Below are 24,171 nucleotides of genomic sequence, written 5' to 3' on the forward strand. Positions count from 1 at the left end.
TTCCCGTTATGAATGAAAGACTAACAATTCAAGACCTTACTGACTTATTGGCAGCCAAACATAGCATGACCAAGAAAGACGCCGAAGCGTTTGTTAAAGAGTTTTTCCTCTTGATAGAACAAGCCTTGGAGAACGAAAAGACTGTAAAAATCAAAGGATTGGGAACTTTCAAACTTATTGATGTAGATAGCCGGGAAAGTGTCAATGTCAACACAGGCGAGCGTTTCCAGATAAAAGGACATACAAAAGTCTCATTTTCTCCGGATGCAAATCTAAGGGATACGATAAATAAACCTTTTGCACACTTTGAGACTGTTGTATTGAATGAAAATACAATTCTGGAAGATACTCCGATAGAAGAGACTGAGGAAGAAGAAACAGGAGAGGAAGCGTCAGCACAGGCAGTCTTAAATGAGATGGGGGATGACTCTGAAACTACTGTGATAGAAGAAAATGAAGGTACTGATGATGGTCTTTCGGAAGAAGAGCCGATTCAGGAAGAGCAAATAGCCAGTCAGCCACTTGCGGAAGAGTCCATTGAAGAACCTGCTATTACTGAGGAATCTGCAATAGCACAGGAATCGACAGAACAGACGTCTCCTAAAGAGCCCGAAGAAGCCATTACAGAGACTGATATCGAAGAAAAGGTAGAACAGCTGGAAGATGAAGAGGTTCCGGAAGAGGAAGTGATAATCAATGAGCAGCAAGCAGCATCTATAGAAGAAGAAAAAGAAGAGATCACTGCCGAAAAGATTATAGAGCAAGAGCTTCTAAAAGCAAATCTGCAACCTGTGACTCCTATAGTGCCTCCTGCTGAAAAAGAAACGATAAAACCGGTCCAACCGGAACAAGTATCCCAACCGGTTTCTAAAAAGACAGCCCCAGTGAAGGAAAAATCTCCTGTACCTTATTTAATAGCTGTTATTGTAGTCGTTTTGTTATTATGCGGAGGTGTCATTCTTTTTATTTATTATCCGGATTTATTCTCTTCTTCATCTGACAAGAATGCACTTAATATGCCGCCTGTGACGACTCAACCCGTTCAACCGGAAGCGCAGCTTTCTGATACGATTGCACATAAGGATACTACAAAGGTAATAACGCCTGATGTATCCAAAGTCGCTACCACGACACAACCGGTTGCCAAAAAAGAAGAAGCTATTCCTGTCAAAGCAGAACCTCAAACGGTTACACAACAACCTGCTACTTCTGCCTATCTGGATTCAGCATCTTATAAGATTACGGGAACCAAGACAAAATATACAATCAAAGAAGGAGAAACTTTGACTAGGGTTTCCTTGCGTTTTTATGGTACAAAGGCAATGTGGCCATACATTGTGAAACACAATCCGAAGGTTATTAAGAACCCCAACAATGTACCGTATGGCACAACTATTGAAATACCAGAACTTACAAAAGAATAAGTAGTTATAATCCATTCACCCGACCATGCAAATCCTGTATTGGTCGGGTGAAGTGTTATGGATGTACAAAAGCGTATGAAAGTACCTTAATCTAAAGATTTCGCATTGTTTTTTAATAAAAATTAGTTGCAATCGTTAATTATATGGCGTACTTTTGGGGCAAAATAAAAAGCCTTATGACACAGGCAAGGCTTACATAAAATTAATGGGATTTAAATAATAAAATATTAAGTATTTATGGCTGAATCAATTGATATCCGCGAGCTAAATGAGCGGATTGAAAGACAAAGTGCTTTCGTTACCAATCTTACGACAGGTATGGACCAAATCATTGTTGGTCAGAAACATTTGGTTGAATCACTGCTTATCGGATTACTTTCCGATGGACACGTCCTCTTGGAAGGTGTGCCTGGTTTGGCGAAAACTTTGGCTATTAAGACACTCGCTTCTCTGATTGATGCGAAATATAGCCGTATCCAGTTTACGCCGGACTTATTGCCTGCAGACGTTATCGGTACAATGGTTTACAGTCAGAAAGATGAATCTTTTAAAGTGCAGCGCGGACCTATTTTCGCAAACTTTGTATTAGCTGATGAAATAAACCGTGCTCCTGCAAAAGTACAAAGTGCTTTGCTGGAAGCAATGCAAGAACGTCAGGTTACTATTGGTAAAGAAACATTCATGTTACCGGAACCTTTCCTTGTATTGGCAACTCAGAACCCTATCGAACAGGAAGGTACTTATCCGCTTCCTGAAGCACAGGTTGACCGTTTCATGCTGAAAGTAGTCATTGATTATCCGAAGTTGGAAGAAGAAAAATTGATTATTCGTCAGAATATCAATGGTGAGAAGTTCAATGTGAAACCTATTCTAAGAGCGGATGAAATTATTGAAGCACGTAAGGTTGTTCGTCAAGTCTATCTGGATGAGAAGATCGAGCGTTATATTGTAGATATCGTATTTGCAACTCGTTTCCCAGAAAAATATGACCTCAAGGAACTGAAAGATATGATCGGATTCGGAGGTTCACCTCGTGCGTCTATCAATCTGGCTTTAGCTGCTCGTACGTATGCATTCATCAAACGTCGCGGCTACGTTATTCCGGAAGATGTACGTGCTGTAGCACATGATGTTCTTCGTCACCGTATCGGATTGACATACGAAGCTGAAGCTAACAACATGACTTCGGACGAAATCATCAGTAAGATTCTGAATAAGGTTGAAGTACCCTAATTTGTAGTTATAATACAGTCAATAAGTAGTCATAAATATCTATGCATGACTACTTAACTACCTACTAATTAACTACTGTATAAATGGAAACAAGTGAAATACTAAAAAAAGTTCGCCAAATTGAAATAAAGACACGAGGATTGTCTAACAATATCTTTGCAGGCCAGTATCATTCGGCTTTCAAAGGTAGGGGTATGTCATTTTCGGAAGTCCGTGAATATCAATTCGGTGATGATATACGTGACATAGACTGGAATGTGACTGCGCGCTTCAATAAACCTTATGTGAAAGTGTTTGAAGAAGAACGTGAACTGACAGTTATGTTAATGGTTGATGTTTCCGGAAGTTTGGAATTTGGTACGATCAAGCAGTTAAAGAAAGATATGGTGACGGAAATCGCTGCTACTCTTGCTTTCTCTGCCATCCAGAATAATGATAAAATAGGTGTGATTTTCTTTTCAGACCGGATAGAGAAGTTTATTCCTCCCAAGAAAGGACGTAAACATATCTTGTATATTATCCGTGAATTAATTGATTTCCAACCGGAAAGCCGTCGCACAAATATTCGTCTTGCCTTGGAATATTTGACAAACGTAATGAAAAGGCGTTGCACTGCATTTATCTTATCAGATTTTATTGACCAGGAAAGCTTTAAGAATGCGCTGACCATTGCTAACAGGAAACATGATGTAGTAGCATTGCAAGTATACGACAGGAGAGTCAGTGATCTTCCTCCAGTAGGACTGATGCGAATCAAAGATGCAGAAACTGGGCATGAACAATGGATTGACACTTCTTCCAAAGCTGTACGCCGGGCACATCGCGACTGGTGGATACAAAAGCAGACTGAACTGAACGATACTTTTACCAAAAGTAACGTAGATGCTGTATCCGTCAGAACCGATCAGGATTACGTAAAGGCATTGTTGAATTTATTTGCCAAACGAAATTAATGGAATCAAAGATGAATAGAAATATTATTCTGATAGCATTATTAGGTCTATTGTTTGTCAGTAAAGCAGTAGCACAGTCTGTTACAGTAGAAGCAAAAATTGATTCACTGCAGATACTGATCGGCGAACAGGCGAAAGTGCAACTGCAAGTAGCCATGGATGCCAAACAGCGTGCTATTTTTCCTGCTTACACTGATACACTGGTAAGAGGTGTGGAAATTATAGAAACAGTCAAACCAGATACACAATTCCTGAATGATCGTCAGCGGATGGTGATTACGCAGGAGTACATTATCACTTCTTTTGACTCTGCTCTATATTATCTCCCGCCAATGCCAGTTACCGTAGATGGGAAAGTGTACAACTCCAAAGCTCTCGCATTAAAAGTATATTCAATGCCGGTTGACACCTTACATCCGGACCAGTTCTTCGGACAAAAATCTGTGATGAAAGCTCCTTTCGCATGGGAAGACTGGTATGGATTGATCGCTTGTTCATTCCTGGCTTTACCTTTGCTTGGCCTGCTGATCTATCTGATTGTTCGCATACGTGATAATAAACCGATTATCCGTAAAATTAAAGTTGAACCTAAATTGCCGCCACATCAGGCTGCAATGAAAGAGATAGAACGTATCAAGACAGAGAAGGTATGGCAGAAAGGGCAATCGAAGGAGTACTATACCGAACTTACCGATGCTATTCGTACATATATTAAGGATCGTTTCGGATTTAATGCATTGGAAATGACTTCTTCTGAAATAATCGATCAGTTACTGGAAATGAATGATAAAGAGGCCATATCAGACCTAAAACTATTGTTCCAGACTGCTGATTTAGTGAAGTTCGCCAAGCATAATCCTCAGATGAATGAAAACGATGCCAATTTGATTAATGCCATTGATTTTATCAATGAGACCAAACAACCGGAAGAGGAAAATCAGAAACCGCAACCAACGGAAATCACTATTATTGAGAAACGTTCTTTACGTGTTAAAGCTATGCTGATTTGTGGAATTGCATTGTTATCAGCAGCATTGATCGGTACCTTTATATATATAGGTCTACAGTTATACAATCTTTTTGTATAAAGGATGTATAGCTTAATACTAAATAGTAAACTGTTAAATCATAAATAAAATGGTTTTTGCCAATATTGAATATCTGTTTTTGCTATTATTGCTTATACCGTATATTGTATGGTATATCCTGAAGCAAAAGAAAAGTGAAGCAACTCTTCAAATTTCAGATGCCCGGGTATATGCGCATACACCTAAAAGTTATAAGAATTATTTGTTGCATGTTCCATTTCTATTACGCTGCCTTGCTTTAGTACTAGTTATTTTGGTTCTTGCACGCCCGCAAACTACTAATAAGTGGCAGAACAGTGAGATAGAAGGAATTGATATTATGCTGGCTATCGACGTTTCTACCAGTATGCTGGCTGAAGACTTGAAGCCGAACAGACTGGAAGCTGCTAAAGACGTAGCTGCAGAGTTTATCAATGGACGTCCCAATGATAATATCGGTATTACATTATTTGCAGGAGAAACTTTCACCCAATGTCCGTTGACTGTAGACCATGCTGTATTGTTGGATATGATACATAATATCAAATGTGGTCTTATCACTGACGGTACTGCTGTCGGTATGGGTATTGCAAATGCTGTAACCCGCTTAAAAGATAGCAAAGCGAAATCCAAAGTTATTATCCTATTGACGGATGGTACAAATAACAAGGGAGATATTTCGCCTATGACAGCGGCAGAAATAGCAAAAAGCTTTGGTATTCGTGTATATACCATCGGAGTAGGTACCAATGGAATGGCTCCTTATCCTTATCCAGTCGGAAATACGGTGCAATATGTAAGTATGCCGGTAGAAATTGATGAAAAGACATTGACAGAGATTGCCGGAACGACAGATGGTAACTATTTCCGGGCTACGAGCAACTCGAAGCTTAAAGAAGTATATGAAGAAATTGATAAACTGGAAAAGACGAAACTGAATGTAAAAGAGTATAGTAAGCGGGACGAAGAATATCATTGGTTTGCTTTAGCAGCTTTCCTCTGTGTCTTGTTGGAAGTACTATTACGTAATTCGGTACTCAAGAAAATTCCATAAGGATGTTTGTCAATCGTTATTTGCCAATCATAAAATAGTAAGAAGATGTTTCGATTTGGAGAACCTACATATTTATATTTATTGTTGCTATTACCTTTTTTAGCAGCTTTCTACTTGTATTCCAATTACAAGAGGAGAAAGAATATCCGACGTTTCGGAGATCCGACTTTGTTGGCTCAGTTAATGCCTGACGTATCCAAATATCGTCCGGATGTAAAATTCTGGATTATTTTTGTTGCTATTGGTTTGTTCTCCGTATTACTGGCACGCCCTCAATTCGGTTCAAAACTGGAAACGGTTAAACGCAAGGGAGTAGAGGTAATTATTGCTTTGGACATTTCAAACTCTATGTTAGCGCAGGATGTACAGCCTAGCCGTTTAGAAAAAGCAAAAAGATTAATATCCAGATTAGTAGATGAGCTTGATAATGATAAGGTAGGTATGATTGTATTTGCCGGTGACGCTTTTACACAGCTGCCAATTACAAGTGACTATATTTCCGCTAAGATGTTCTTAGAATCCATTAGTCCTTCGTTGATTTCTAAACAGGGTACAGCTATTGGGGAAGCAATCAATCTGGCAGCTCGTAGTTTCACTCCGCAAGAAGGGGTAGGACGCGCCATTATTGTTATTACTGATGGTGAAAATCATGAAGGTGGTGCAGTGGAAGCTGCTAAAGCTGCGGCAGAAAAGGGTATTCAGGTAAGTGTATTGGGAGTAGGTATGCCTGATGGTGCTCCAATACCGGTGGAAGGAACGAATGATTACCGCCGCGACCGGGAAGGTAATGTGATCGTTACCCGTTTGAATGAAGCTATGTGTCAGGAAATTGCAAAAGAAGGAAAAGGTATATATGTACGAGTAGATAATTCTAATTCAGCCCAAAAGGCCATCAATCAAGAAGTGAATAAAATGGCGAAATCTGATGTAGAGTCGAAAGTATATACAGAATTTAACGAACAATTCCAGGCTATTGCATGGGTTATTCTACTATTGTTATTGGCAGAAATCCTAATTCTGGATCGCAAAAATCCTTTATTTAAGAACATTCACCTGTTTTCTAATAAGAAATAGTTATACGTATGTTAAAAAGTAAATATATTCTATTCGCTGTATTTCTGTTAGCAGCAGCTGGTGTATCGGCTCAGAAAGCAGAACGCGACTATATCCGTAAGGGAAACCGTCTGTTTAATGATAGCGTATTTGTTGATGCAGAGGTGAACTACCGGAAGGCCTTGGAAGCTAATCCCAAGTCTACGGTATCCATGTATAATCTGGGAAATACCCTTTCGCAACAGCAAAAGTTTCAGGATGCCATGGAACAATATGTATCGGCCAGCAAAATAGAAAAAGATAAAATGAAACTCGCCCATATTTATCACAATATGGGAGTAATTTTCCAGGCTGGTAAAGACTATGCCAAAGCTGTAGATGCATATAAAATGTCACTGCGTAATAATCCTACCGATCATGAAACCCGGTACAATTTGGCTCTTGCACAGAAAATGCTGAAAGACCAACAAAATCAACAGAATCAAGATCAAAATCAGGACCAAAACAAAGATCAGCAAAAGCAAGATCAGAAACAGGACCAGAATAAAGACAAACAGAAGGATCAGAAACAAGATGAAAAGAAAGATCAGCAGCAACCACCGAAATCTGAAAAGAAACAAGATAATCAGATGTCAAAGGAAAATGCTGAACAATTACTGAATTCTGTCATGCAGGACGAGAAAGATGTGCAGGATAAAGTGAAGAAGCAACAAAAAGTTATGCAAGGCGGTCGCTTGGAAAAAGATTGGTAATATAAAGTTGATGATATAAATTTCATAAGCAATGAAAAAACTGATTATTATATTGATGGCATTGATAGCATATAGCACTCATGTGTTTGCTGATAAGGTGTCTTTTACTGCTTCTGCTCCTGATGCAGTGGTAGTAGGCGAACAATTCAGGCTGTCGTATATTGTAACTACACAAAAAGTGAAAGATTTTCGGGCACCATCAATCAAAGGTTTTGATGTATTGATGGGTCCAAGCCGATCACAACAAAGTAGTACTCAAATAGTGAATGGTAATGTTACATCTACTAGCAGTATTACATTTACATACATATTAATGGCTAATAATGCCGGAGAATACACAATACCCGGTGCCTCCATTATTGCCGATGGTGACCAAATGGTGGCAAACTCAGTAAAGATTAAAGTATTGCCACAAGATCAAGGTGGCAATAGCGGACAAAATAATAGTAGTAGTGGTTCTATACATTCCTCATCTGGTACAAGTGTCTCTAATCAGGACCTTTTTATTATGGCAAGTGCCAGTAAAACAAATGTGTATGAACAGGAGGCTTTTGTCCTGACCTATAAAATATACACCAGAGAATCCAACTTACAACTTAATAATGCGAAATTGCCCGACTTTAAAGGTTTCCATTCTCAAGAAATAGAAATGACAACCAATGCAAGATGGACTCCGGAGCATTATCAGGGACGTAATTACTATACAACGGTTTATCGCCAGTTTGTTCTCTTCCCGCAACAATCAGGAAAGCTATATATTGATCCGGCACAGTTCCAGATGACTATCGGAAAACCTGTGCAATCAGATGATCCTTTTGATGCCTTCTTCAATGGAGGAAGTAATGTCATTGAAATTAAAAAAAATATTTCCACTCCTAAGATAGCAATAAATGTCAATCCGCTTCCTACGGGTAAACCTGCAGATTTTTCAGGTGGAGTGGGAGAGTTCAATATATCTTCTTCTATCAACAGTAAGGAACTGAAAACCAATGATGCTATTACTATTAAACTGGTAATATCCGGTACAGGTAACCTGAAGTTGATTTCTAATCCGGAAATTAAATTCCCGGATGATTTTGAAGTATATGATCCCAAAGTAGACAATCAAGTCAGATTAACCCGGGAAGGACTCACAGGCAATAAAGTTATTGAATATTTAGCAATTCCGAGACATGCCGGAACATATAAGATTCCGGGAGTATCTTTCAGCTATTTTGATATTCGCTCCAAGTCTTACAAAACACTGAAAACAGAAGATTATGTAGTAAATGTTGAGAAAGGTGCAGGTAATGCGGATCAAGTAATTGCTAACTTCACGAATAAAGAGGACTTGAAAGTATTAGGTGAAGACATCCGTTATATCAAACAGAATGAAGTTACTCTCCAACCTAAAGGAAGTTTCTTCTATGGTTCAATGACATATTGGTTATTCTATATCATTCCGGCTCTTGCCTTTATTATTTTCTTTATTATTTATCGTAAGCAAGCTGCTGAAAATGCAAATGTTGCTAAAATGCGTACGAAGAAAGCAAATAAAGTGGCAACGAAGCGTATGAAGCTTGCAGGAAAATTACTCTCCGAAAATAAAAAAGATGCTTTCTACGATGAGGTATTAAAGGCATTGTGGGGATATATAAGTGACAAACTGAATATTCCGGTATCTCGTTTATCTAAAGATAATATTGAAGAGAAACTAAGAAATCACGGAGTAAATGAGGAACTAATCAAAGAATTCCTGAATGCATTGAATGATTGTGAATTTGCACGGTTTGCTCCAGGTGATGAGAATCAAGCTATGGATAAAGTTTATTCTTCTTCAATAGAAGTAATAAGCAAAATGGAGAATTCAATAAAACATTAACCCAGAAGAGATTATGTCATGAAAAGGATATTATTTTTTATATTATTATCAATGTCGCTTACTTGTTTCGGACAAGATTCGTTAAGCATTGATACTAGACAAACGAATGGAGTTGATTCTATCCACGCTTCGCATACCACATTTTCCAGTAATACACTGGAAGATGCAACAAAAGCTGAAGGAGATTCCGCATATATAAAAGAAGATTATGCAGCAGCTATTCAGATATATGAAGCATTACTGAAAAATGGAGAAGCTGCCGACGTCTATTACAATCTGGGAAATAGTTATTATAAAATAGGGGAGATAGCGAAAGCTGTTTTAAATTATGAGCGTGCTCTGCTATTACAACCAGGAAATGGTGACATCCGTGCTAATCTTGAAGTGGCACGTGCAAAAACAATAGATAAGGTTGAACCTGTTCCTGAAGTATTCTTTGTTTCATGGATCAAATCTCTGACAAATAGTATGAGTGTAGATGCATGGGCCACATGGGGTATTGTCTCCTTTATTCTATTGATTATCGCTTTCTATTTCTTTATATTCTCCAAACAGATTATGTTAAAGAAAATAGGATTCATATCAGGAATCATTTTGCTGATTGTCACTGTTTGCTCTAATCTTTTTGCTTCGCAACAAAAAGAGCATTTGGTTAATCGAAGTGAGGCGATAGTAATGAATCCGAGTGTAACAGTACGAAGTACTCCAAGTGAGAGTGGGACTAGCTTGTTTATTCTCCATGAAGGGAGAAAGGTAAGTGTCAAAGACAACTCTATGAAAGAATGGAAAGAAATTCGACTGGAAGATGGAAAAGTCGGGTGGGTACCTGCTTCTGCTATCGAGGTGATATAAAGGTCATTAATAGATTTTATATATTCAAGAAAAAAAGATAAGCAAATAATTTGTTTTATCTTTTTTTTTGCTTAAGTTTATAGCGTGATAAAAAAATCACATAGTATTAACCATTAAATTTATGAGACATGAGAACAATAACGTTTAATGAACTTCGTAAAATTAAAGATTCATTGCCTAGCGGTAGCATGCATAGAATAGCAGACGAACTTGGTTTGCACGTAGATACAGTGCGAAACTTCTTCGGAGGACACAATTTCAAGGAGGGAAAAAGCGTCGGAATACATCTTGAGCCCGGTCCAGATGGTGGGCTTGTAATGTTGGATGACACGACCGTTCTTGATCGGGCTTTAAAAATCCTAGATGAATTGAATATGAGTATGCAAAAAGAACAGGCTACCGAATCTGTGCAAGTTTAAAATATAACAAACTGAATCCCAATTGAATCAAACAATTGGGATTTCTTATTTGTTTTCACCTTATAAAATGTACATTTATGGAAGACAAATTAGTAACCCTGGCCATTCTGACATACACCAAAGCGCAGATCTTAAAGAATGTCTTGGAAAATGAAGGTATAGAAACCTACATTCATAACGTTAATCAAATACAACCGGTTGTTTCATCGGGAGTGCGTTTACGAATTAAAGAAAGCGATCTGCCACGTGCTTTGAAAATAACAGAAAGTTCTACATGGCTGTCTGAAAGTATAGTGGGAGAGAAGGAGCCCAAAGTAAAAGATAAATCAAATAAGATTTTAATTCCCGTCGACTTCTCTAATTATTCGATGAAAGCATGTGAATTTGCATTCAACCTGGCAAAAACAGAAAATGCAGAAGTCATCCTGTTGCATGTCTATTTCACGCCTATTTATGCATCGTCGTTGCCTTATGGGGATGTTTTCAATTACCAGATTGGAGATGAAGAATCTGTAAAAACGATTATCCAAAAAGTCCATTCTGATCTCAATGCTTTATCAGAGAAGATAAAAGAAAAAGTTGCATCAGGCGAATTTCCCAACGTTAAATATAGCTGCATCTTACGTGAAGGTATTCCAGAGGAGGAAATCTTAAGATATGCTAAAGAACAGCGTCCTATGGTTATCATTATGGGTACCCGAGGCAAAAATCAGAAAGACATTGATTTAATTGGCAGTGTAACCGCTGAAGTTATTGACAGGAGTCGCACGGCTGTATTGGCTATTCCGGAAAATACACCATTTAAACAGTTTAGTGAAGCAAAACGGATTGCCTTTATTACCAATTTTGATCAAAGAGATCTAATTGCTTTCGAGGCATTCTTTAATACTTGGAAATCATTCCATTTTTCTGTATCTTTGATACACCTTACAGATTCTAAAGATACCTGGAATGAAATAAAACTAGCAGGTATAAAAGAATATTTTCACAAGCAATATCCGGGGCTTGAAATTCATTATGACGTAGTGATGAATGATAATTTATTAAAAGGACTTGATCAGTATATCAAAGATAATCATATAGATATAATCACTTTGACTTCTTACAAAAGGAATATATTTGCTCGATTATTTAATCCAAGTATTGCCAGAAAAATGATTTTCCATTCAGATACACCATTGCTTGTTATTAACAGCTGATCAAATCAGGCAAAAAATGAGCATCCAAGATTAGGGAATAATACTTATTATGTTTAATAGAAAAAGGAGTAATATAATGACCTTACTCCTTTTTCTATTTTTATTTAAATGAAGAAATTTACCTGTTCCACTCAAGTCCATATCAAATATAAGATTTTTCAATTACTACTTTAAACTATTGAATAAAAAAAAGAAGACTACTATTTCTAATAGCCTTCTTATATTTTTTCAGAAAACGATCTTACTTCATCATCTTATCGATTTCTTCGAATTCAGGTCCCATATTCAAGTTATAGTAAACTCTGTAAAGACCTTGCAACCATAAATCTTGTTGATCGGGTTTTAAAGCTCTGGCTTTTTCATAGAATGGTTTAGCTTCTTCGTAGAATTTCTTAACCACAGCTTGTGCTTCAGCGTACTTAGGATCATTGATATCTGTTGTTGCTTTATCAGCATAATCCTGTGCTTTCATCAAATATACCAAACCTACATTAGAGTATGCTTCTGCATATTCCGGATCAGCAGCAATAGCTTTTTTGTAGTATTCGATTGCATTATCATATTCTTTCATATTATGATAAAGATATGCTTTTACATACAAATACAACTTGTTATTCGGATCATTAGCTAACATTCTATCAGCAAACTCCATAGCTTTAGAAGCTTGATTAGAGCTATTATAATAATCAACCAAATTAGCGAAGAAATAATCATTTCCAGGGAACTTAAGGATACCCTCTTCCAAAGACTTAATCCATGCAGCAGTATCACCTTTAGCTTTATAAGCATCAGCCATCAATTGCATTGCAAATTTACCTCCATCTTTATCGGATAAAGCCATAGGAGCATATTTAATGATCGCATCTTTATCACCTACTCTATCAGCAGCTAATGTTGCATAATAAGCAATTTGCGGAAGAAGAGTATCGTTTTTAGCCAATTCTTTATCAGCTAACATCGGATAAGAAGCTGACTCTACATAGGTTGCAAAGAACTTCAAAGCCTCTTTATTCTTGTCCAGGTTGAAATACTGAATACCACCATTAATCAAATTAGGACGTTCAGCCAACATACTGGAAGCATTAGCCTTCCGATATTTGTTTTTAACTTTTCCCTTTTCATTAGGTATTTCCGCTAATTCATCACACTTATTATAGTACTCATACATTTTCAGAATACTATTGTATACTTTCAATGTATCATACGGTTTCTTCAAAAAAGCATTTTTCATTTGCTCCTCGTTGATACGTCTCTGAATAAATCCAGCAACGTCCCATGTGTCAGCAAGATCCTTCGTTTCAGGATTCTTCATAGCCTCCTTAATAAGCTGTTCAGCCTGCTTAAAATTAGGTTTTACGTCATTAGCCATACTCTTTGCTTCCTTCACATTCTTCATCTGAGCGAATGAGAAGCTAACAGCCATCAATAAAACCATAGAAAATAATACTCTTTTCATGATTGTTGTTTGATTAATTATTAATATTATGTCTATTCCTCAATTTCGTTATTGCTTTCGTTTTCATTTACGTCCGCTGCATCATCAATATCAGGAACATCAGCATTCGGATCACTCACGATTGTACCCTCTGCCTCTTCTGCCGGAATTTCATCTTCAAGACTTTCTGTCATAACCTTACATACCGAACCAATCTGGTCGTTACGTTTTTCAAGATTTATCAGACGAACGCCTTGAGTAGCACGGCCCATTATACGAACATCCGCTACCTTCAAACGAATAGTGATACCAGACTTATTGATAATCATCAAGTCATTTTCATCGGTTACCGACTTGATTGTTACCAACTTACCTGTCTTTTCGGTAATATTCATGGTCTTCACACCCTTACCTCCACGGTTCGTTTTACGATAGTCTTCAATTTCAGAACGTTTACCATATCCTTGTTCGGAAACTACCATTACAGATTCTGTCTCCAAATCTTTGATACAAATCATTCCTACTACTTCATCCTGACCATCATTATCCAACGTAATACCACGTACACCTGTTGCTGTACGTCCCATTACACGAACTGCTGCCTCATGGAAACGAATTGCACGACCATTGCGGTTTGCAATGATGATTTCATTATTTCCATTCGTCATACGAACTTCAATTACGCTATCATCTTCGCGGATAGTTATAGCATTTACACCATTCTGACGAGGACGAGAATACTGTTCAAGCAATGTCTTCTTTATTACACCTTTCTTAGTACAGAATAATACATAGTGGCTATTGATAAACTCGGAATCCTCTAAACTCTTCACACGCAAGTATGCAGTTACATTATCATCCGAATCAATATTCAACAAGTTCTGAATAGCACGGCCCTTAGAATTCTTCGTTCCTTCAGGTATTTCATATACTTTCAGCCAATAACACTTACCCTTTTGTGTAAAGAACATCATGGTATTGTGCATGGTAGCAGGATAAATATGCTCTACAAAGTCTTCATCACGGGTTTCCGTACCTTTCGAACCTACTCCACCACGATTTTGTGCACGGAATTCGGTCAACGGTGTACGTTTAATATAACCCATATGAGAAATTGTAATAATCATCTGATCATCTGCATAGAAGTCTTCCGGATTAAATTCTTCTGAAGAATAAACAATTTCAGAGCGACGTACATCTCCATATTTCGCTTTGACTTCTAACAATTCCTCTTTCATTACCCGACGACATACTTCATCATCAGCCAGAATACTTTCCAAATAAGCTATCTGCTTCATTATTTCTTCGTATTCCGCATGAAGCTGATCCTGCATCAGACCGGTTAACTGACGCAAACGCATTTCTACAATTGCACGAGCCTGAATTTCTGTCAGGTTAAATCGCTCAATCAAGCCTGTTATTGCGTCATTCGGAGTTTTTGCAGCACGAATGATACGAATTACTTCATCAATATTATCTGAAGCAATAATCAAACCTTCAAGAATGTGCGCACGCTCTTTCGCCTTACGAAGATCGAACTGAGTACGACGAATAACAACTTCGTGTCTATGCTCTATGAAATATTTAATTAAATCTCTTAGATTCAACGTTTTTGGACGTCCATGAACCAAAGCCACATTGTTAACACCAAAAGAGGTCTGCAAAGCTGTCATTTTATAGAGTTTATTCAACACTACACTTGCATTTGCATCACGTTTTATGTCAATAACAATACGCATACCATCACGGTCAGACTCATCGTTGGCATTTGAGATACCTTCTATCTTCTTATCATTTACAAGATCAGCAATATATTTAATCAGTTCGGCCTTATTTACATTATAAGGAATCTCTGTTATTACGATCTTGTCATGTGTTTGTCCGCTTTCAATTTCAGCTTTCGCACGCATAATTACACGTCCGCGACCTGTCAAATATGCTTCGCGTACACCACTCACACCATATATATATCCGCCAGTAGGGAAATCCGGTGCTTTAACAAATTCCATCAGTTCCTCTACCGTAATTTCCGGATTATCAATATATGCATCACATGCTTCAATCACTTCCGAAAGATTATGAGGAGGCATATTGGTAGCCATACCAACAGCAATACCGGATGCTCCGTTCACCAGAAGGTTCGGGATACGCGTCGGCATCACCTTAGGTTCCACCAGCGTATTATCAAAGTTTGGCTCAAAATCAACGGTTTCCTTATACAGGTCATCCATCATTGCTTCACCCAACTTATTGAGACGAGCTTCTGTATAACGCATAGCAGCAGGGCTATCACCATCCACAGAACCAAAGTTTCCCTGTCCATCTACCAAAGGATAACGCATTGCCCATTCCTGCGCCATACGTACCATTGCAAAATAAACAGAAGAATCCCCATGAGGATGATACTTACCAAGTACCTCACCCACGATTCTCGCTGACTTTTTATAAGGTTTGTCTGAAGTATTGCCTAATTCCATCATTCCGTATAAAATTCTACGGTGAACAGGCTTAAATCCATCTCTAACATCCGGAAGGGCACGCGAAACGATGACCGACATGGAGTAGTCAATGTACGATGACTTCATTTCCTCCTCGATGTTAATCTTTATAATTCTGTCTTGTTCAAGCATTTAAAATGATTATTAATTATACATTCTACGGTTTGTGAAAAACCACGCTAAAGTACTACTTTTCCCCGATATACGAAAGTTTTTAGAAAGAAAGTTTTATCATGACCGGGACGATAACCCGCCAAACTTTAAAATACAAAAATAAAAAGATAAAAACGATAAATATAATATGGAAAGATAAATAACATCGGTAAAAAAGAGCCTATTATTTGTTATACCTTATATATATAATACAAATACACTGTTTTTATGGCACGCCATTTGTAGATATAAGAAATAAAGCAAATATTGCAATACAAACTTGATTAAATGCGTATATTTGCCAGTGAATAACCCTTAGAAGAAAAGGAAAAAGTATGAATAATCAATTCTCACAAAGAGTTTCCGACATTATCGTCTATAGTAAGGAAGAAGCGAATCGGTTGAGAAGTAGGTATATAGGTCCCGAACACCTGCTTCTGGGAATACTCCGTGACGGTGAAGGAAAAGCTATCGAGATATTGTCTAAACTCAACACCAATCTGGCTGCTATAAAGCAACAGATTGAAGCTCAGCTGAAGGCAGAAGCTGATGAAATGTTATTGCCTGATGCAGAGGTGCCGTTATCTAATGATGCGGCAAAGATATTAAAAATGTGTATTTTAGAAGCTCGTGGAATGAAAAGTAACATCGCTGATACAGAACATGTATTATTGGCTATTTTAAGAGAAAAAAACAATATGGCGGCTTCCGTACTTGAAGCAAACGATATAAACTACGTGAAAGTACTGGAGCAAGCTACATTGCAGCCGGATATCAATTCCGGCATGGGCTTTTCGGAAGACGATGAGGATGACGAAGAAATGTCTTCTCCTCGTTCCGGCAGAGGTGGCTCGGATGAACGCCAACAGGCACAAACCGCTTCCAAGAAGCCGTCTAATGATACGCCGGTACTTGACAATTTCGGTACTGACATGACAAAAGCGGCAGAAGAAGGACGGTTGGATCCTGTTGTGGGCAGAGAAAGAGAAATCGAACGTTTAGCGCAGATATTAAGTCGACGCAAAAAGAATAACCCAATTCTGATTGGTGAACCCGGTGTAGGAAAATCAGCGATTGTTGAAGGTCTTGCATTGAGAATCATTCAGAAAAAGGTTTCGCGTATCCTGTTTGATAAACGAGTCGTTGCTCTTGACATGACTGCTGTTGTGGCAGGAACAAAGTACCGTGGACAATTTGAAGAACGTATCCGTTCCATTCTCAATGAATTGCAGAAGAATCCGAATGTTATATTATTCATTGATGAAATTCACACGATTGTAGGCGCAGGCTCTGCGGCAGGCTCTATGGATGCCGCCAATATGCTAAAGCCAGCATTGGCAAGAGGAGAAATACAATGTATCGGTGCCACCACTCTTGATGAATATCGTAAGAATATTGAGAAAGATGGCGCATTGGAACGTCGTTTCCAAAAAGTAATTGTAGAACCGACTACTGCTGCCGAAACTCTGCAGATTTTGCGTAATATCAAGGATAAGTATGAAGATCATCACAATGTGTATTATACAGATGAAGCATTGGAAGCATGTGTCAAGCTGACAGACCGCTATATCACAGATCGTAATTTCCCTGATAAAGCCATTGATGCTTTAGATGAAGCCGGCTCACGTGTACATCTTACTAATGTCAATGTACCCAAAGAGATAGAAGAACAGGAAAAGCTGATCGAAGAAGCTAAAAACAAGAAAAATGAAGCCGTAAAATCGCAGAATTTTGAACTTGCAGCCAGCTTCCGTGATAAAGAGAAAGAACTTTCTATCCAATTGGATGAGATGAAAAAAGAATGGGAAGCCAATCTAAAAGAAAACAGGCAAACTGTTGATGCAGAAGAAATTGCCAATGTTATCTCAATGATGTCAGGCATTCCAGTACAACGAATGGCACAGGCCGAAGGCATCAAGCTAGCAGGTATGAAAGAAGATTTGCAAGCTAAAGTCATCGCACAAGACACAGCTATAGAAAAGCTGGTCAAAGCCATTTTGCGAAGCCGTGTAGGACTCAAAGATCCTAATAAGCCCATTGGCACGTTTATGTTCTTAGGTCCGACAGGAGTTGGTAAAACTCACCTAGCAAAAGAGTTGGCCAAGTATATGTTCGGTTCTGCCGATGCACTGATTCGTATCGATATGAGTGAATATATGGAAAAGTTCACTGTTTCACGCTTGGTTGGGGCACCTCCGGGATACGTAGGATATGAAGAAGGTGGCCAGCTGACAGAAAAAGTGCGCCGTAAACCATACTCTATTGTATTGCTTGATGAAATAGAAAAAGCACATCCGGATGTATTCAATATCCTGCTTCAGGTAATGGATGAGGGTCGTCTGACTGACAGTTATGGCAGAATGGTAGATTTCAAAAATACCGTTATTATCATGACTTCCAATATCGGAACCCGCCAACTGAAAGAATTTGGACGTCGTGTTGGTTTTGCGACACAAAGCCGCCTGGATGATAAAGAATTCTCGCGAAGTGTTATACAAAAAGCTCTAAATAAATCATTCGCGCCTGAATTCATCAATCGTGTAGATGAGATTATCACGTTTGATCAACTTTCTCTGGAAGCGATAACAAAGATTATAGACATAGAGCTAAAAGGATTGTACGATAGAATAGAATCTATTGGTTACAAGCTTGTTATTGAAGATAAGGCGAAAGAATTCATCGCTAGCAAGGGATATGACATACAATATGGCGCCCGTCCTTTGAAGCGCGCAATTCAAACCTATCTGGAGGATGGTTTATCCGAGCTCATCATTTCCTCGTCTTTAAAAGAGGGAGATACTATTCAAGTAACCCTTAATGAAGAAAAAGGCGAATTGGAGATGAAAGTTGTTTCTCCGGAATAGAGTTATTTCCTGAATAAGAAAATAATTTAATATGCCATAATGTCAGACCTTCGGGTCTGGCATTTTTTTTGTCTCTGTATGGACAAATATCAATTAAAATTAATCAATAGATAAACTAAAAAAATATACGTATTATGCAAAAAGGTAATATTGGGGTTACAACAGAAAACATTTTCCCTATCATTAAAAAGTTTTTGTACAGTGACCATGAAATTTTTCTGCGCGAGTTAGTATCCAATGCGGTAGATGCCACTCAGAAGCTGAATACGCTTGCTTCTATTGGCGAATTCAAAGGTGAACTGGGTGACTTAACTGTTCACGTTGAATTAGGCAAAGATACTATTACCATTTCTGACCGTGGTATCGGTTTGACTGCAGAAGAAATAGAGAAGTACATCAATCAAATAGCTTTCTCTGGAGCTAATGACTTCCTGGAGAAGTATAAGAACGATGCAAATGCCATTATCGGACATTTCGGACTTGGCTTCTACTCTGCCTTTATGGTTGCAAAGAAAGTGGAGATTATCACTAAATCATACAGAGACGATGCAAAAGCCGTAAAATGGACTTGTGATGGCAGCCCTGAATTCACTATTGAAGAAATAGAAAAAGCCGACCGTGGATCAGATATCATCTTATACATTGATGACGACTGCAAAGAATTCCTCGAAGAAGCACGTATCTCCGAACTTCTGAAGAAATATTGCAGCTTCCTTCCTGTTCCTATTGCATTTGGAAAAAAGAAAGAATGGAAAGACGGCAAACAGGTAGAAACGGCTGAAGATAATATAATCAATGATACCACTCCTTTGTGGACACGCAAACCTAGCGAACTTTCGGATGAAGATTACAAATCATTCTATAGCAAGCTATATCCGATGTCTGATGAACCACTCTTCTGGATTCACCTGAATGTGGATTATCCATTCCATCTGACTGGTATTCTCTACTTCCCGAAGGTAAAGAGCAATATAGAATTAAATAAGAACAAGATTCAGTTATATTGCAATCAAGTATATGTAACAGACTCTGTTGAAGGCATTGTACCAGACTTTCTGACTTTGTTACATGGAGTAATAGATTCTCCGGATATTCCGTTGAACGTTTCCCGTTCATACTTGCAAAGCGACTCAAACGTGAAGAAGATTTCAACTTATATCACCAAGAAAGTTTCCGACCGTTTACAGTCTATATTCAAGAATGATCGTAAGCAGTTTGAAGAAAAGTGGAACGACTTGAAAATATTTATCAATTATGGAATGCTCACACAAGAGGATTTCTATGATAAAGCGCAAAAATTCGCCCTTTTCACCGATACAAATGACAAACATTACACATTCGAGGAATATCAGACCCTTATTAAAGATAACCAGACAGACAAAGATGGAAATCTAATCTATCTGTATGCAAATAACAAGGACGAACAATACAGCTATATTGAGGCTGCAACCAATAAAGGCTATAATGTCTTGCTCATGGATGGCCAGTTAGATGTAGCTATGGTAAGTATGTTGGAGCAAAAGCTTGAGAAATCCCGTTTCACCCGTGTAGACAGTGATGTTGTTGACAATCTGATTGTAAAAGAAGACAAGAAAGGTGAAACTCTGGAAGCCAACAAACAAGATGCAATCACAACAGCCTTCAAGAGCCAATTGCCTAAAATGGATAAGGTTGAATTCAATGTGATGACGCAAGCGTTGGGAGAAAATTCGGCTCCGGTCATGATTACTCAAAGCGAATATATGCGTCGTATGAAAGAAATGGCAAATATTCAAGCCGGAATGAGCTTCTACGGCGAAATGCCTGACATGTTCAATCTGATCCTGAATTCAGACCACAAGTTGATAAAACAAGTATTGAATGAAGAAGAGAATGCCTGTCAAGCAGAAGTAGCTCCGATACTCTCCGAAATGGATAACGTCAACAAACAACGTAATGAGTTGAAAGACAAACAGAAGGATAAAAAGGAAGAAGACATCCCAACAGCTGAAAAAGATGAATTAAACGATCTCGACAAGAAGTGGGATGATCTGAAAAGCAAGAAAGAAGCTATCTTTATCGGCTATGCAAGCAATAACAAAGTTATCCGCCAGCTTATCGATCTGGCCTTACTTCAAAACAATATGTTAAGAGGTGAAGCTTTGAATAACTTCGTAAAACGTAGCATTGAGCTGATTTAATATCGCCCCTTTAAACATTACACATACTTCAAGAAAGAGCATTCAACGTTAAATACACGTTGTAATGCTCTTTTTCAATTTAAAACGATCGGCAAAATATCGATTAATTGAAAAGTATTGTATATATTTGAACACTTAATAGACAAAAAATTCAATTGTTTGATTTGGGTTATGAGAAAGATTTTTTTAGTGTTCATTACTTTATGGCTGATTATCCCGGCTATCCATGCCCAAAAAGTAGGACTTGTATTAAGCGGTGGTGGCGCCAAAGGAATGACGCACATCGGCATCATTCGCGCATTGGAAGAAAACAACATCCCTATTGACTACATTGCTGGTACTTCCATGGGAGCCATTATCGGCTCCTTGTATGCCATGGGATACTCTCCTGATGACATGGTAGAACTACTCAAATCGGAGGACTTTAAACGATGGTATTCCGGAGAAGTGGAAGAGAAATACGTATATCATTTCAAAAAGAATCTTCCCACTCCCGAATTTTTCAATATTCGTTTTTCATTCAAAGATTCACTGAAGAGTTTAAAACCTCAATTCCTGCCTACCAGTGTTGTCAACCCGATTCAAATGAATCTCGTGTTTGTTGACCTATATGCACGTGCTACGGCCGCTTGTAAGGGAGATTTTGATAAACTTTTTGTTCCTTTCCGTTGCATTGCGTCCGATGTGTACAATAAAAAACAGTTAGTCATGAAGGAAGGAGATTTAGGAGATGCCGTCAGAGCTTCCATGAGCTTCCCTTTCATGTTTAAACCCATTGAAATAGACAATGTACTGGCCTACGATGGAGGTATCTATAATAACTTTCCCACGGACGTCATGAGAGATGATTTTCATCCGGATGTCATTATAGGAAGCGTTGTATCCACCAATCCCACTAAACCCAAGGAAAATGACCTCATGAGTCAAATTGAGAATATGGTGATGCAGAAAACCGACTATTCTATTCCGGACTCTATGGGGATTTTAATGACATTCAAATATGACAACGTCAACCTGATGGATTTTCAACGCATCGACGAATTACATGATATAGGATATAATCGAACCATCAGCATGATGGATTCTATCAAAAGCCGTATCCATCGGCGTGTGAATCTGGACAATATTCGTTTAAGGAGAATGGTATACCGTAGTAATTTCCCGGAACTACGTTTTAAAAATATCATCATTGATGGAGCTAATCCACAACAACAGGCATATATGAAGAAAGAATTTCATAAGTCGGATAACAAAGAATTCACCTATGAAGATTTAAAGCAAGGTTATTTTCGATTGCTATCAGATAAAATGATTTCAGAAATCATACCGCATGCAATTTATAATCCGGAAGATGACACCTATGATCTGCATTTAAAAGTCAAACTGGAAAACAACTTTGCTGTACGGCTGGGAGGTAACATATCCACCTCCAATTCGAATCAGATCTACCTGGGACTTAGTTATCAGGACTTAAACTACTATGCCAAAGAGTTTATTCTTGACGGGCAACTTGGAAAGGTATATAACAACGTGCAATTTATGGCAAAAATAGACTTTGCCACTGCCATTCCTACCTCGTATCGTCTTATAGGTTCGATCAGTACTTTCGACTATTTTAAGAAGGACAAACTTTTTTCGCGAAATAACAAACCGGCCTTTAACCAGAAAGACGAACGTTTCTTGAAATTACAGGTTGGATTACCTTTCCTTTCGAGCAAGCGAGCAGAGTTTGGAGTAGGAATTGCAAGAATAGAGGATAAATATTTTCAAAAAAGTGTCATTGACTTCGGAAATGACAAATTTGATAAAAGCCGCTATGATTTATTTGGTGGATCAATTAGTTTTAATGGAAGTACTCTTAATTCCAAACAATATCCTACACGTGGATACAGAGAAGCCCTTGTAGCCCAGATTTTCGTTGGAAAAGAACGATTCTATCCGGGCGAAGGAAGTACGACCAGTAACAACAAAGATCATCACTCCTGGCTGCAATTATCTTATATGAAAGAGAAATATCATAATATGAGTGAACATTGGGTTTTAGGATGGTATTTGAAAGCCCTGTATGCCTCCAAAAACTTCTCCGAGAACTATACGGCCACAATGATGCAAGCTGGAGAGTTTTCTCCTACATTACATAGCAAATTGACTTACAACGAAGCCTTTCGTGCCAATCAATTTGTCGGAGCCGGCATTCGGCCTATTTACCGTTTAAGCCAGATGTTCCATCTTCGGGGAGAATTTTATGGTTTTATGCCTATTTATCCAATCGAAAAAAACTCGTTGAATAAAGCATATTACGGAAAAGCTTTCTCCAAGTTTGAATATTTAGGAGAAATTTCTGTTGTATGTCAATTGCCTTTTGGAGATATCTCTGCATATGTAAATCATTATAGCTCACCGAAAAGGGAGTGGAATGTCGGACTAAGTATAGGTTTACAACTATTCAATTATCGGTTCATAGAATAATTTTCTACAAAAAAAGTCGGTGAAAAGCTTGCTAATTCGGGAAAAGTCCGTATCTTTGCACCCGTTAAAACAAAATAACGGTCGCGTAGCTCAACTGAATAGAGTAGCTGACTACGGATCAGCCGGTTACAGGTTTGAATCCTGTCGCGATCACTTTTTTGAATTAACAGAATGGCCGCGTAGCTCAACTGAATAGAGTAGCTGACTACGGATCAGCCGGTTACAGGTTTGAATCCTGTCGCGGTCACTGAAAAATTTACAAGTTATATTATTTGAGGTCGCGTAGCTCAACTGAATAGAGTAGCTGACTACGGATCAGCCGGTTACAGGTTTGAATCCTGTCGCGATCACAAAATCCTCTGCATTTGATGCGGAGGATTTTTATTTTCTCCCATTTCATCGAAGAAATTAGCTATAACTAAACTAAAAAGATTCAAAAGTCAGTCATTATAAACAAGCGATACATCCCCTCATATCTTTTATTTTCAATTCCCTCTTCACCTTCACCTTTCTTCCGGGCTCCCTATAAATAAGTCGTTTACGGGTGAAGGGCAACTCTTACACAGCCTTTTTCACCTGTTTGGAAGTAAGCGTCTCCGCGATTCTATATAGTGTATTAAAATAAAAAGGCTAATGATCCCTTTTTAGTCATTAGCCTTTTCCCATCTGTCAGGAAGCAGTTCCCTGTATTTTTCAATTGGTGTG

At 38.2% G+C, this 24,171-nt stretch carries 16 protein-coding genes and 3 tRNA genes; 17 read left to right on the forward strand and 2 right to left on the reverse strand.

Annotated features, from left to right (window positions below):
- Nucleotides 1-8 precede the first annotated feature (8 nt).
- From N5O98_RS02160 to N5O98_RS02210, 11 genes are all read left to right on the forward strand, one after another.
- On the forward strand, nucleotides 9-1,424 hold the full coding sequence (locus N5O98_RS02160) for an HU family DNA-binding protein (RefSeq protein ID WP_004312447.1): 1,416 nt from the start codon (nucleotides 9-11) through the stop codon (nucleotides 1,422-1,424).
- Between the two features lie 237 nt (nucleotides 1,425-1,661).
- Nucleotides 1,662-2,657, forward strand: a complete 996-nt coding sequence (locus N5O98_RS02165) for an AAA family ATPase (RefSeq protein WP_004295977.1) — start codon at nucleotides 1,662-1,664, stop codon at nucleotides 2,655-2,657.
- An 83-nt stretch (nucleotides 2,658-2,740) separates the two neighbouring features.
- A complete protein-coding gene (locus N5O98_RS02170) occupies nucleotides 2,741-3,610 on the forward strand; it encodes a DUF58 domain-containing protein (protein WP_004295976.1) in 870 nt (289 codons plus the stop codon).
- Nucleotides 3,610-4,698, forward strand: coding sequence for a hypothetical protein (locus tag N5O98_RS02175; protein ID WP_004312449.1), 1,089 nt, complete (start codon nucleotides 3,610-3,612; stop codon nucleotides 4,696-4,698). Before N5O98_RS02170 ends, N5O98_RS02175 begins: the two co-directional genes overlap by 1 nt.
- Before the next feature lie 49 nt (nucleotides 4,699-4,747).
- Nucleotides 4,748-5,731 (forward strand): vWA domain-containing protein, encoded by a 984-nt coding sequence (locus N5O98_RS02180; RefSeq protein ID WP_004295974.1) that lies wholly within the window; start codon nucleotides 4,748-4,750, stop codon nucleotides 5,729-5,731.
- A 45-nt stretch (nucleotides 5,732-5,776) separates the two neighbouring features.
- Complete coding sequence (locus tag N5O98_RS02185) at nucleotides 5,777-6,805, forward strand: VWA domain-containing protein (protein WP_004295973.1); 1,029 nt, start codon at nucleotides 5,777-5,779, stop codon at nucleotides 6,803-6,805.
- Nucleotides 6,806-6,813: 8 nt separating this feature from the next.
- A complete protein-coding gene (locus N5O98_RS02190; protein ID WP_004295972.1) occupies nucleotides 6,814-7,536 on the forward strand; it encodes a tetratricopeptide repeat protein in 723 nt (240 codons plus the stop codon).
- Between the two features lie 31 nt (nucleotides 7,537-7,567).
- Nucleotides 7,568-9,397, forward strand: a complete 1,830-nt coding sequence (locus N5O98_RS02195; RefSeq protein WP_004310412.1) for a BatD family protein — start codon at nucleotides 7,568-7,570, stop codon at nucleotides 9,395-9,397.
- Nucleotides 9,398-9,415: 18 nt separating this feature from the next.
- Complete coding sequence (locus N5O98_RS02200; RefSeq protein WP_004310413.1) at nucleotides 9,416-10,249, forward strand: tetratricopeptide repeat protein; 834 nt, start codon at nucleotides 9,416-9,418, stop codon at nucleotides 10,247-10,249.
- Between the two features lie 128 nt (nucleotides 10,250-10,377).
- Nucleotides 10,378-10,668 (forward strand): hypothetical protein, encoded by a 291-nt coding sequence (locus tag N5O98_RS02205; RefSeq protein ID WP_004295969.1) that lies wholly within the window; start codon nucleotides 10,378-10,380, stop codon nucleotides 10,666-10,668.
- A gap of 77 nt (nucleotides 10,669-10,745) precedes the next feature.
- Complete coding sequence (locus tag N5O98_RS02210; RefSeq protein WP_004306068.1) at nucleotides 10,746-11,867, forward strand: universal stress protein; 1,122 nt, start codon at nucleotides 10,746-10,748, stop codon at nucleotides 11,865-11,867.
- A gap of 241 nt (nucleotides 11,868-12,108) precedes the next feature.
- On the opposite strand, the gene N5O98_RS02215 is transcribed toward N5O98_RS02210, so the two are convergent.
- Both N5O98_RS02215 and gyrA read right to left on the reverse strand, forming a co-directional pair.
- Nucleotides 12,109-13,323 carry a tetratricopeptide repeat protein gene (locus tag N5O98_RS02215; protein WP_004295966.1) on the reverse strand — a complete coding sequence of 405 codons (1,215 nt, stop codon included), beginning with the start codon at nucleotides 13,321-13,323 and terminating at the stop codon, nucleotides 12,109-12,111.
- A gap of 32 nt (nucleotides 13,324-13,355) precedes the next feature.
- Nucleotides 13,356-15,932, reverse strand: a complete 2,577-nt coding sequence (gene gyrA, locus N5O98_RS02220) for a DNA gyrase subunit A (protein WP_004295965.1) — start codon at nucleotides 15,930-15,932, stop codon at nucleotides 13,356-13,358.
- 356 nt (nucleotides 15,933-16,288) lie between these two features.
- Here gyrA and N5O98_RS02225 point away from each other — a divergent pair, with 356 nt between their 5' ends.
- The 6 genes from N5O98_RS02225 to N5O98_RS02250 all read left to right on the forward strand — a co-directional run bounded on the left by N5O98_RS02225 (nucleotide 16,289) and on the right by N5O98_RS02250 (nucleotide 23,816).
- Complete coding sequence (locus N5O98_RS02225) at nucleotides 16,289-18,817, forward strand: ATP-dependent Clp protease ATP-binding subunit (RefSeq protein WP_008775672.1); 2,529 nt, start codon at nucleotides 16,289-16,291, stop codon at nucleotides 18,815-18,817.
- A gap of 134 nt (nucleotides 18,818-18,951) precedes the next feature.
- Nucleotides 18,952-20,997 (forward strand): molecular chaperone HtpG, encoded by a 2,046-nt coding sequence (gene htpG / locus N5O98_RS02230; protein WP_004306065.1) that lies wholly within the window; start codon nucleotides 18,952-18,954, stop codon nucleotides 20,995-20,997.
- Nucleotides 20,998-21,168: 171 nt separating this feature from the next.
- On the forward strand, nucleotides 21,169-23,466 hold the full coding sequence (locus N5O98_RS02235) for a patatin-like phospholipase family protein (protein ID WP_004295962.1): 2,298 nt from the start codon (nucleotides 21,169-21,171) through the stop codon (nucleotides 23,464-23,466).
- 79 nt (nucleotides 23,467-23,545) lie between these two features.
- Nucleotides 23,546-23,619, forward strand: a tRNA-Arg gene (locus tag N5O98_RS02240).
- Nucleotides 23,620-23,639: 20 nt separating this feature from the next.
- Nucleotides 23,640-23,713: transfer RNA gene (locus N5O98_RS02245), tRNA-Arg, on the forward strand.
- Nucleotides 23,714-23,742: 29 nt separating this feature from the next.
- Nucleotides 23,743-23,816: transfer RNA gene (locus tag N5O98_RS02250), tRNA-Arg, on the forward strand.
- Nucleotides 23,817-24,171: the final 355 nt, after the last annotated feature.

It is taken from the genome of Bacteroides sp. LFL-34 (genome assembly GCF_027257075.1).
Classification (GTDB): Bacteria; Bacteroidota; Bacteroidia; order Bacteroidales; family Bacteroidaceae; genus Bacteroides; species Bacteroides ovatus.